An 11,150-nucleotide genomic window follows, 5' to 3' on the forward strand; every position below is an offset into this window, starting at 1 on the left:
GGGTGATCTTCGACCACTGCATGCCCTTCGATGTCACCCGCTGCTATGACGAGGTCACGCAATACGCCGACCCGCGCATCTGGACGGCCGAGCGCGATCGTCAGATGTGGGAGGCGCTGGAGTCATGAACCTTCGTGACCTGGCCCGCGCGCATGGCGAGGGCATTGACTACCAGACAGTGAGCTTCGACTACGAACGCTCCCCCGACCAGGACGCCGCCGCTGCAGTGCGCCACCCGGTGGTGGTGGTGGGCGCCGGCCCGGTGGGCATGAGCCTGGCCATCGACCTGGCGCAGCAGGGCGTGCGTGTGGTGCTGTTGGACAACGATCACAAGCTGTCCGTGGGCTCGCGCGCGATCTGTTTTGCCAAGCGCACGCTGGAGATCTTCGACCGCCTGGGCTGCGGCGACCGCATGGTGGCCAAAGGGGTGTCGTGGAACGTGGGCAAGGTCTTCTTCCGCAACGAGCAGATCTACGGCTTCAACCTGCTGCCCGAATCCGGCCACGAGCGCCCGGCCTTCATCAACCTGCAGCAGTACTACGCCGAGGGCTACCTGGCCGAGCGCATCGCCGAGCTGCCGCTGATCGATCTACGCTGGCGGCATGCCGTGACCGCCGTGCAGCCCCGGGGCGACCATGTGGTGGTGACGGTGGACACGCCCGAGGGCCCCTACACGCTGGAGGCCGGCTACCTCATCGCCTGCGACGGCTCGCGCTCGCCGGTGCGCCAGATGATCGGCCAGGAAAGCCATGGGCGGGTGTTCCGTGACCGCTTCCTGATCGCCGACGTGAGGATGCATGCAGACTTTCCCACCGAGCGCTGGTTCTGGTTCGACCCACCCTTCCATCCGAACCAGAGCGTGCTGCTGCACCGCCAGCCCGACGACGTGTGGCGCATCGACTTCCAGCTCGGTTGGGACGCCGACCCCGAGGCAGCGAAGAAGCCCGAGAACGTGATCCCGCTGGTGAAGGCGCTGCTGGGCGAGGACGTGCCCTTCGAACTGGAGTGGGTGAGCGTGTACACCTTCTCCTGCCTGCGCATGCCCGCCTTCCGCCACGGCCGGGTGATCTTCGCGGGCGACTCGGCGCACCTCGTCTCACCCTTTGGCGCACGCGGCGCGAACTCCGGCGTGCAGGATGCCGAGAACCTGGCCTGGAAACTGGCCACGGTGCTGCGCGGCCAGGCCGCCGAGGCGCTGCTCGACAGCTATGGCGCCGAGCGCGAGTACGCGGCCGACGAGAACATCCGCAACTCCACACGCGCCACCGACTTCATCACGCCCAAGAGCGAGGTGAGCCGGCTCTTTCGCAACGCGGTGCTCGACCTGGCGAAAGACCACGCTTTCGCGCGCGGCCTGGTCAACAGCGGGCGGCTGTCGGTGCCGGCCACGCTGCGCGACTCGCCGCTGAACACCCCCGACACCGAGGCCTTCGAAGGCCGCATGGTGCCCGGCGCCCCGGCCACGGACGCCCCGGTGACGGTGAACGGCCGCCCCGGCTGGCTGCTGCGTCACCTGCAGGGCTCGCGCTTTGCCGCCCTCGTGTTCGACGGGCCCGATGCACCGCAGCGCATGGCTGCCATGCGTGCCGCCGCCGAAGGACTGACCGAGCTCGAGGTGCTGCTCGTGACGGACAGGCCGCGCACCCTGGACGGTGTGCGCTGCCTCGTCGACACCGAAGGCCTGGTGGCTCGTCGCTACGACGCCCGCGCCGGCACCGTCTACCTGCTGCGCCCCGACCAGCATGTGTGCGCGCGCTGGCGCGAGCCCTCCACCGCATCGGTGCGCGCCGCGTTGCGCCGCGCGCTGGCCCTGCATTGAGAGGCCCCAGCTCATGTCTCTCATCACCACCCCCCATCTCGACGCGCCCGACGACTTCTACGAAGCGCTGATCGACGCCCACCGTGAGCTCTCCACGGCGCAAAGCCATGAACTGAACGCCAAGCTCGTGCTGCTGCTGGCCAACCACATCGGCGACACCGCCGTGCTGCGCCAGGCCCTGCAGGCGGCGCGCGACAGCGTGCTTTCCTCTTCCCACCACGCAGGATGATGTCCATGAACGACGCCCCCCTGACCTACCTCAGCGGCTTCGGCAACGAATTCGCCACCGAGGCCCTCCCCGGTGCGCTGCCCATCGGGCGCAACAGCCCGCAGCGCGCACCCTTCGACCTGTATGCCGAGCTGCTGTCGGGCACCGCCTTCACCGCACCGCGCGCGGTCAACCGGCGCACCTGGATGTACCGCCGCCAGCCCTCGGTGGTGAGCGGCGCCTACCGGCCTTACGAACAGCCCTACTGGACCACCGGCGCCGCCGGCGGCGTGGCCGTGCCTCCCGAGCCGCTGCGCTGGAACCCCTTCCCCCTGCCCGAGGCCGCGCACGACTTCGTCGACGGCCTGCGCACCATCGTGGCCAACGGTGACGCCGACGCGCAGTGTGGTGTGGCCGCGCATGTGTACCTGGCCAGCCGCTCGATGGGCCGCCGTGCGCTGGTCAATGCCGACGGCGAGATGCTCTTCGTGCCCCAACAGGGCCGGCTGCGTCTCGTCACCGAACTGGGCGTGCTCGAAGCGAAGCCGGGCGAAATCGCGCTGGTGCCGCGCGGCATGGCCTTCAAAGTGGAGCTGCCCGACGGGCCCTCGCGCGGCTATGTGTGCGAGAACTACGGCGCCTTCTTCCGCCTGCCCGAACTCGGCCCCATCGGCTCGAACGGCCTGGCCAATGCGCGCGACTTCCTCACGCCCGTGGCAGCCTGGGAAGACGGCGCAGGCGAGTACGAGATCGTCAAGAAGTACGGCGGGCGCCTGTGGCGCAGCACGCAAGGACACACGCCCTTCAACGTGGTGGCCTGGCACGGCAACCTCGTGCCTTTCAAGTACGACACCGCGCACTTCATGACGATCGGCTCGATCAGCTACGACCACCCCGATCCGTCGATCTTCACGGTGCTGACCTCGCCATCGGACACCCCGGGCACGGCCAACTGCGACTTCGTGATCTTCCCGCCTCGCTGGATGGTGGCAGAGGATACCTTCCGCCCGCCCTGGTACCACCGCAACCTGATGAGCGAGTTCATGGGCTTGGTCTACGGCCAGTACGACGCCAAGCCCGAAGGCTTCAAACCCGGCGGGGCCTCGCTGCACAACTGCATGGTGCCCCACGGCCCGGACACCGAAGCCTTCGAGAAGGCCAGCACCGCACCTCTGGCCCCGCACAAGCTCGACAACACCCTGGCCTTCATGTTCGAAAGCCGCTACCGTTTCGTGCCCACCGAGTACGCCATGAACAGCGGCACGCTCGACACTGCCTACGCCCAGTGCTGGCAGGGCCTGAAAGACCAGTTCCAAGGAGCCAAGGCATGAGCGCGCGCCTGGATGAGACCCACGATCCCTCGCTGCAATCCTGGGTCGAGACGGCCAACGATCCGGCCACCGATTTCCCGATCCAGAACCTGCCGATCGGCCGGTTCCGGCGCGCCGGCAGCCACGAGGCCTTCCGCCCTGGCGTGGCCATCGGCGACCAGATCGTCGATCTCGCCGCCGCCGCCCAAGCCGGGGCGTTGCCGGCCGACGTGGCCGCGGCCCTGGCGGCCTGCACAGACGGCGAACTCAACGCCTTCATGGCCCAGGGCCGCGGCGTGCGTATGGCGCTGCGCCGCGCGCTTTCGCAGGGCTTGCGCCGCGGCAGCGCTGAGCAAGGCATGCTGTCGCGCTGCCTGGTGCCGCAAGCCCAGGCCGAATACGCCCTGCCCTGCCGCATCGACGGCTACACAGACTTCTACACCGGCATCCACCACGCCACTGCGGTGGGCAAGCTCTTCCGGCCCGACAACCCGCTGCTGCCCAACTACAAGTGGGTGCCCATCGCCTATCACGGCCGCACCTCGTCGATCGGCGTGAGCGGACAGACGCTGCGCCGGCCGCTGGGCCAGCTCAAGGCGCCCACGGCCGAGGCGCCCCGGCTGGCCGCCTGCGAGCGGCTGGACTATGAGCTGGAGCTGGGCTTGTTCGTCGGCCCCGGCAATGCGCGCGGCGAGCCCATCCCCATCGAGCAGGCCGAGGACCATGCCTTCGGCCTGGTGCTGCTCAACGACTGGTCGGCCCGCGACATCCAGGCTTGGGAATACCAGCCTCTGGGCCCGTTCCTGTCGAAAAACTTCGCCACCACGATCTCGCCGTGGATCGTCACGATGGAAGCGCTCGAACCCTTCCGCAGCGCCTGGAGCCGCCCCGAGGGCGACCCGCAGCCGCTGCCCTACCTGGATTCGGACGACACCCGCTTGCGCGGTGCCATCGACATCACGCTGGAAGTGTGGCTGCAGACGGCGCGGATGCGGGAAAACGGCCAGGAACCCCAGCGTCTCATGCAGTCCAATTTCCGGGATGCGTACTGGACGGTGGGCCAGATGATCGCCCACCACAGCATCAACGGCTGCAACCTGCAAAGCGGTGACCTGCTGGGGTCGGGCACCCAGTCCGGCCCCAGGGCCGATCAAGGCGGTTCGCTTCTCGAACTTACGTGCGGTGGGAAGAATCCGGTGCGATTAGTGAACGGTGAGACTCGCACTTTTCTGGAGGATGGGGATACTGTCGTCCTGCGGGCGCGTTGCGAGCGCGATGGCTTGCGCGCCATCGGGTTCTCCGATTGCGCAGGCACGGTGCTGCCGGCCCCGGTGCTGCCCCGGCGCTGACCCCCTCTGTTTGCGCGACCCTGACATTCCACAACCAGGAGACTGATCCATGAAACTGCTGCTGAAGACCTGCGCGGTGGCCCTGGCGGCCGCCTTCGGCTGGGCCGCCCAGGCCCAGGAGGTGACCTTGCGGGTCCATCACTTCTGGCCGGCCCAGGCCATGCCGCCCACCAAGGTGCTGCAGCCCTGGTGCGACAAGATCGCCGCCGACTCCAACAACCGCTTGAAGTGCCAGGTCTTCCCGGCCATGCAGTTGGGCGGCACGCCCGCGCAACTGATCGACCAAGTCCGCGACGGTGTGGTCGACATCGCCTTCACGCTGCCGGGCTACACCGCCGGCCGCTTCCCCATCATGGAAGCCTTCGAGCTGCCCTTCATGATCCGCTCGGCCGAGGCCGGCTCCAAGGCGGCCTGGGAGTTCTACGAGAAGTACGCGCAGAAGGAGTTCGCCAGCGTCAAGCCGCTGATGTTCGCCGTGCACGAGCAGGGCTATGTGCACACCCGCGACAAGCAGATCAAGACCCTGGCCGACTTCAAGGGCCTGAAAATGCGCGCCCCCACCCGCCAGACCAACCGCCTGCTGGCCAGCCTGGGCGCCTCGCCCGTGGGCATGCCGCTGCCGGCCGTGGCCGAGGCGGTGAACAAGGGCGTGATCGACGGCTTCGTGCTGCCCTGGGAGGTGATCCCCTCGGTGCGCCTGCACGAGATGGTGAAGTTCCACACCGAGACGCCGGACAACCGCCCGGCGCTGTACACCTCGGTGTTCGTGCTGGCGATGAACCCGGCCAAGTACAACAGCCTGCCGGCGGACCTGAAGGCCGTCATCGACCGCCACAGCGGCGCGGTGCTGTCGGCGGCAGCGGGCAAGACCTGGGACGCCGCCCGCGCGCCCGGCCGCAAACCCGCCGAGGAACGCGGCAACACCTTCTACACGCTGCCGGCCGAGGAGGTGGACAACTGGATCAAGGCCTCCGCACCGCTGCACGACGACTGGGTCGCCGCGATGGACAAGGCCGGACTGCCGGGCAAGCAGATGCTCGAAGACGCCCGCGCGATGATCGCCAAGCATCAGAAGTAGTCCTCTTTCCAAAGCGCCGCCACTGCTGGACCATCGTCCGGCCAACAGCGCACCGGGGCGGACGCGCCAAGCGGCGCGCCCGCCCTTTTTTGGAGCCCCCCGCATGTATCACCTGCTACGCTGGACCGCGATGGTCTTTGCCCTGATCGGCGGCCTGGCTGCAGCCCTGGTGGGCTGCATGACGGTCGCCAGCATCATCAGCCGCACGCTGTGGTCCACCCCCATCCAGGGCGACGTGGAACTCACCCAGTTCGGCATCGCCCTGGCCATCTCGCTGTGCCTGCCCTGGTGCCAACTGCACGGCGGCAACATCATCGTCGACTTCTTCACGCTCAAGGCCCCGGAACGCGGCCGCCAGATCCTGGACGGCATCGGCGCGGTCCTGCTGGCCGCCATGGTGATCCTGCTGGCCTGGCGCACCGGCGAGGGCGCCGTCGCGGTGAAGGAAGCGGGCGAGACCTCGATGATCATGGGATTGCCGATGTGGATCGTCTACGCCGTGCTGGCGCCCGGCTTTGCGCTGACCGCGCTGATCGCGCTGTACCAGGCCGTCATGCATGTCCTCGGTCGTGAATCGGAGGCCACGGCATGAGCCCCACGATGATCGGCCTCGTGATGTTCGCGGCGATGCTGGGCCTCATGGCCCTGCGCATCCCGATCGCCGCAGCGATGTTCATTCCCGGAGCCGTGGGCTACTGGGCCATGACCAACGAGCTGGCCTTGCTGAACCTGCTCAAGGGCTCGGCGGTGGCACGCCTGACGGTCTACGACCTCTCGGTGATCCCGCTGTTCCTGCTGATGGGCCAGTTCGCCACCCAGGGCGGCCTGTCGCGAGCGCTGTTCAAGGCCGCCGCGGCCTTCATCGGCCACATCCGCGGCGGCCTGGGCATGGCCGCCATCATGGCCGCGGCCGGCTTCGGCGCGGTGTGCGGCTCTTCGGTGGCCACCACGGCCACGATCGGCCAGGTGGCCTACCCGGAGATGAAGTCGCATGGCTACTCGGGCCGGCTGTCCACCGGCGTGCTGGCCACCGGGGGCTCGCTGGGCATCCTGATCCCGCCCTCGGTGCCGCTGGTGGTGTATGCCATCCTCACCGAGCAGAACATCGCCAAGCTCTTCGCGGCGGCCTTTGTGCCAGGCCTGATCGCGGTGGTGGGCTATCTGGTGGTGATCGCCCTGTATTGCCGCGTGCGCCCCGACCTGGCCACGGCCTCCGAGCCCACGCCCTGGGCCCAGCGCTGGAAGGCCCTGGTGGCCGTGTGGCCCATCGCGACGATCTTCATCGTCGTCTTCGGCGGCATCTACGCCGGCATCTTCACGCCCACCGAGGGTGCAGCCGTGGGCGCCATCGGCACCTTCATCGCCGGCCTGGCCTCGCGCGAGCTCGGGCTCGAAGGCATCAAGCGCTCCTTCCTGGGCACGGCCGAGACCTCGGCAATGGTCTTCATGATCTTCCTCGGCGCCGACATGATGAACTCGGCCCTGGCCCTCACGCAACTGCCGGCCAACCTGGCCGACTGGGTCTCGCACCTGGATGTGCCGCCGCTGGCCATCGTGGCCACGCTGTTGGCCTTCTACGTGGTGCTGTGCTGCGTGATGGACGAGCTGTCGATGCTGCTGCTGACTATCCCCGTGGTCTTCCCGGCCATCATGGGGCTGGAGCTCTTCGGCCTGGACCCGCAGGAAAAGGCCATCTGGTTCGGCATCCTGGTGCTGATGATCGTGCAGATCGGCCTGATCACGCCGCCCGTGGGCCTGAACGTCTACGTGGTCAACAGCGTGTGCAAGGACGTGCCGATGAGTGAGACCTACCGCGGCGTGCTGCCCTTCCTGGCCAGCGACTTCGTCCGCGTGGCCCTGCTGCTGTTCTTCCCGGCCATCACGCTGGGCGCGGTGCGCTGGCTGTTCGGCTGATCAGGCCGGGCGCGCCTCGCGCGCGCCCAGCAGCTCATCGACCAGGCTGAGCACCTCGCGCACGTCCACCGGCTTGGTGAGGTAGCGCTGCGCCCCGGCGCGCAGCACCCCTTCGATCTGGTCCTGCAGGGCATCGGCCGAGACCACCACCACCGGCACCTGGGCCGTGCGCGGGTCGCTGCGCAGGTGTTGCAGCACCTCCAGGCCGTGCATGTCGGGCAGGTGCAGATCGAGCAACACCAGATCAGGCGCGTGCGAACGGATCGCGGCCAGCCCCTCGGCGCCAGTGGCAAAGACGCTCAGCTGGATCTGCGGCCGTTGGGACAGAACGCCGCGCATGACCTCGGCATTGATTTCGTTGTCCTCGATGTAATGGACGCGGCGCTGCCCGTAGGAAGGCGCGGTGGGTCCCAGCTCGCCAAAACCGGACACACCGGCCGGGGCGGCCGCCGCGCTGGGCAGCTCCAACGTGAACGTGGAGCCCTGGCCTTCGACCGATTGCGCCCGCAACTGCCCGCCCATGCCTTCGGCCAGCCGACGACTGATCACCAGGCCGATGCCAGTGCCCGGCGCGCCCGAGCGCTCGCGGCCCAAGCGGTTGAACGGCTCGAACAAATGGGCCAGTTGCTCCTCGCTCAGGCCCATGCCGGTATCGCAAATGTGGATGTCCACCACCGCACCTGCGGGATGCGCGGGACGGGGCCGTTCGGCCACTTCGATCCACACCCGGCCGCCCTCGCGGTTGTATTTCACCGCATTGCTGAGCAGGTTGGTGAGAATCTGCTTGACCCGCGTGGCATCGCCCATCACGGCCAAGCCCCGGACCGCCTCTTCATCGAACTCCACGCGCACGCCGCGCTGCAAGGCCTCGGCTTGCACCAACGCGACCGATTCCTTCAAGAGCTTGCGCAGCGGCAAGGCTTCGGTGTGCAACTTGACCGTGCCCAGGTCGATACGCGAAAGATCGAGCACATCGTTGATCATCTCCAGCAAATGCCAACCCGCCTTCTGGATCTGCGCCAGCCACTCGCGCTGCGGGCCAGACCAAGCCGGTGCGGCGTCCATGCCCAATAATTGAGCAAAGCCCAGCATGGCATTGAGCGGGGTACGCAGTTCATGGCTCATGCGCGAGAGGAAGTCGCTCTTGGCACGGTTGGCCGCCTCGGCCAGCTCGCGCGCCCGCTCGGCCTCTTCCAGGCGCAGCCGCTCGCTGATGTCTTCGACCACGCCAACGGTGCGATAGGGGCGGCCTTGCGCATCGAACAATGGCCGCACCTGCACGCGCACCCAGCGCACCTGGCCATCGCGTGTGATATAGCGCTTGGTGCGGCGGTAAAACGGCAACTCGCCGCTGGCCATGCGCAGCAGCAACTGCGTGTCGGTCCCGCGGTCCTGGGGGTCGGTCAAATCCGCGGTGGACATCATGCTCAGCTCCTCGGCGCTGTAGCCGGTGATCTGGCAAAAGCCCGGGTTGGCCTGGATGATGCGGCCTTGCAGGTCGGTGTAGACGATGCCCGCCGGCACCGTGTTGAAAATGTTGCGCAGGCGCTGTTCGCTCTCGCGCAGGGCCACCTCGGCGGAGCTGCGCTCGGCGATCTCGCGTTGCAGTTGGGCGGTGCGCTCACGCACCGCGGCCTCGAAGCGACGGGTGCGGCCCGTGAGGGTGAGCAACAACACGCTGAGCATCGTGGCCGCCAGCAGCATGGCCATGGCAAACGCCCAGAGGTTCCAGGGTGCCGCCCCCGGCAGGTGGCTTTCGTCGACTCGCACACGCAGCATCCACTCGCGCCCGGCCAGCCCGAAAGGAACATCGACGAGGCGCGCCTCGACCGCGTCGTCTGCCGCCGACTCGCACCCCGGCACACCGGCCAGGCGCTGCTGCGCAAAGGCCGCTCCTGAGGGCGGGAGCGGCCCCCGATCCACCATGCACAAGCTCAGATGCTCGGCCAAAGCGCCAGCGATGGCGCGCAAGGTATCGTCCATGCGCAAGGTGAGGAAAACCAGGCCCCGCGTGGCGCGCAACCGCTCCTCGGCCGAACGCGGTTGGCCCTCATAGATCGGCCGGTACAGCACCACACCGACTTGATCGTGCGTCTCCTGGGTGAGACGGAAGCCCGCGGAAGCCACGGTTCGGTCCTCGCGGCGTGCGCGTTCGATGGCCGCTGCGGCCGCCGGGATGGTCAGCACATTGACCCCGAGCGCAGTGGCATTGCCCGCCATGGGCTCGATATAGTGCATCACCATCGCCTCGTCGGCCGGCGGCGGCAGGCCGTCGCGGCGATTGAACACCTGAAAGCCGCTCAAGCCCTCGGCCTGGACTTGCGCCTCGAAGGCCGGCAGGTCTTGCATCCGCACGCGGCGATGCCAGCCCAAGGCCTGCACGCCCTCCAGACGGCTCAGCCACGGTTGGGCCGCCTGCCGGAATTCGCCTCGCGCCACATCTTCGGAAGCGACGAACAAGCCGTGCATCGCGTCCAGAACGTCGAGGTAGCGTTGAAACTCACGTTGCACCCGGTCGGCCGCCATGACGGCGTCGCGCATTGCGGCGTCGTCGCGGCGCTGGCGCTCGCGCTCGCCCACCTCATGGATGGCCAGCGCCATCACGAGCGTGACGGCCGCCAGCGGCAAGGCCACCGTCAAACGCCGAGGCCGCCAAGCCTCTTGCGGCTGCGCAATGAAGCTCAGCACCACCGGCGCGGCCACCAGCACCCCCAGGGTGTCGCCGCACCACCAGGTCCACCAGCTCAGGGCGAGGTCCGCGCTGGGCACCGTCTGGGCCCATCCCAGGGCCAGGGTCCCGGCACTGGCACTGACCACACAGGCCACCGGCCCAGCCAGCAGCATGAAGCGCAGGATGTCACCGGGCGCCTCCAGCGCCGGCGCTTGGCCGAGCCGGCGGCGCACCAAGCTGGCCCCAAGCCAGGCCTGCAAGCCGGCGCCCAAGCCCACGATCGCAGGCACGACCCAGCCTTGGGCCAGAGACTGCGTGACCGTGCCGTGCATCACGTGGGTGAGCACGGCGCTGGTCAGCACCACGGTGAGCCAGGCACGATGACCCCACACCAAGGTGCAGGCCAGCGCCCAGCCCGCTGCGGGAAACCAGGGCGAGGCAAATCCCTGCGGCAAGGCCAGCGACAAGGCGGCCGCACTGAGCGCGGCATAGCCGGCAGCCGTGACGACCAGCGGGAGCAGCACCGTGCGGACGAAGCCAGAATGCATCGGGGTGTCGGGAGCAATGGCAGGCCCGCCCCGGGATCGACCGCCACTCCACCAGGGACAGGGACAGGTGCGCAGCGTACCACCCCGCACCGCGGCCGTGCAAAGCCAAGCCGCGGTCTTGCCCTGGCGGGAGCCTCGCGCTACCGTGTGGGCCGAAAGGATGCCCGGATGCCCCGACTGCCGCTTTTCTTCCTGCTGGGCCTGGCCGCCGTGCTGGCGGCCTGTGCCTCGTCGCCCGACCCGGCCGCGCCGG

At 68.4% G+C, this 11,150-nt stretch carries 8 protein-coding genes and 1 pseudogene; 8 read left to right on the forward strand and 1 reads right to left on the reverse strand.

Annotated elements, in window-relative coordinates:
* From ACK42S_RS11470 to ACK42S_RS11505, 8 genes and pseudogenes are all read left to right on the forward strand, one after another.
* A pseudogene (locus tag ACK42S_RS11470) lies at positions 1 to 128 on the forward strand (MBL fold metallo-hydrolase); the annotation flags it as partial.
* Positions 125 to 1,819, forward strand: coding sequence for an FAD-dependent oxidoreductase (locus ACK42S_RS11475; protein ID WP_409707285.1), 1,695 nt, complete (start codon positions 125 to 127; stop codon positions 1,817 to 1,819). The pseudogene ACK42S_RS11470 and the gene ACK42S_RS11475, both read left to right, overlap by 4 nt.
* Positions 1,820 to 1,832: 13 nt before the next feature.
* Positions 1,833 to 2,048 (forward strand): DUF2783 domain-containing protein, encoded by a 216-nt coding sequence (locus tag ACK42S_RS11480; protein ID WP_409707288.1) that lies wholly within the window; start codon positions 1,833 to 1,835, stop codon positions 2,046 to 2,048.
* Between the two features lie 5 nt (positions 2,049 to 2,053).
* Entirely contained in the window at positions 2,054 to 3,358 is a 1,305-nt protein-coding gene (gene hmgA, locus ACK42S_RS11485) for a homogentisate 1,2-dioxygenase (protein ID WP_409707291.1), read from the forward strand.
* Positions 3,355 to 4,686 (forward strand): fumarylacetoacetase, encoded by a 1,332-nt coding sequence (gene fahA / locus ACK42S_RS11490; RefSeq protein WP_409707294.1) that lies wholly within the window; start codon positions 3,355 to 3,357, stop codon positions 4,684 to 4,686. Before hmgA ends, fahA begins: the two co-directional genes overlap by 4 nt.
* A gap of 49 nt (positions 4,687 to 4,735) precedes the next feature.
* On the forward strand, positions 4,736 to 5,764 hold the full coding sequence (locus tag ACK42S_RS11495) for a TRAP transporter substrate-binding protein (RefSeq protein ID WP_409707297.1): 1,029 nt from the start codon (positions 4,736 to 4,738) through the stop codon (positions 5,762 to 5,764).
* 103 nt (positions 5,765 to 5,867) lie between these two features.
* A complete protein-coding gene (locus tag ACK42S_RS11500; RefSeq protein ID WP_409707300.1) occupies positions 5,868 to 6,356 on the forward strand; it encodes a TRAP transporter small permease in 489 nt (162 codons plus the stop codon).
* Positions 6,353 to 7,678 (forward strand): TRAP transporter large permease, encoded by a 1,326-nt coding sequence (locus tag ACK42S_RS11505; RefSeq protein ID WP_409707303.1) that lies wholly within the window; start codon positions 6,353 to 6,355, stop codon positions 7,676 to 7,678. The genes ACK42S_RS11500 and ACK42S_RS11505 overlap by 4 nt, the downstream gene beginning before the upstream one ends.
* Here ACK42S_RS11505 and ACK42S_RS11510 read toward each other — a convergent pair whose 3' ends face one another.
* The gene (locus tag ACK42S_RS11510) at positions 7,679 to 10,897 is read right to left on the reverse strand and encodes a CHASE domain-containing protein (protein WP_409707306.1); all 3,219 of its coding nucleotides are present in this window, start codon (positions 10,895 to 10,897) and stop codon (positions 7,679 to 7,681) included.
* Between the last annotated feature and the right edge of the window lie 253 nt (positions 10,898 to 11,150).

This window comes from Caldimonas sp., from assembly GCF_046289365.1.
Lineage (GTDB): Bacteria > Pseudomonadota > Gammaproteobacteria > Burkholderiales > Burkholderiaceae_C > Caldimonas.

Excerpts from the sequence above, each read along its gene's own strand:
- ACK42S_RS11475 (WP_409707285.1), top strand. The coding sequence starts at position 125 with ATGAACCTTCGTGACCTGGCCCGCGCGCATGGCGAGGGCATTGACTAC.
- ACK42S_RS11480 (WP_409707288.1), top strand. The coding sequence starts at position 1,833 with ATGTCTCTCATCACCACCCCCCATCTCGACGCGCCCGACGACTTCTAC.
- hmgA (WP_409707291.1), top strand. The coding sequence starts at position 2,054 with ATGAACGACGCCCCCCTGACCTACCTCAGCGGCTTCGGCAACGAATTC.
- fahA (WP_409707294.1), top strand. The coding sequence starts at position 3,355 with ATGAGCGCGCGCCTGGATGAGACCCACGATCCCTCGCTGCAATCCTGG.
- ACK42S_RS11495 (WP_409707297.1), top strand. The coding sequence starts at position 4,736 with ATGAAACTGCTGCTGAAGACCTGCGCGGTGGCCCTGGCGGCCGCCTTC.
- ACK42S_RS11500 (WP_409707300.1), top strand. The coding sequence starts at position 5,868 with ATGTATCACCTGCTACGCTGGACCGCGATGGTCTTTGCCCTGATCGGC.
- ACK42S_RS11505 (WP_409707303.1), top strand. The coding sequence starts at position 6,353 with ATGAGCCCCACGATGATCGGCCTCGTGATGTTCGCGGCGATGCTGGGC.
- ACK42S_RS11510 (WP_409707306.1), bottom strand. The coding sequence starts at position 10,897 with ATGCATTCTGGCTTCGTCCGCACGGTGCTGCTCCCGCTGGTCGTCACG.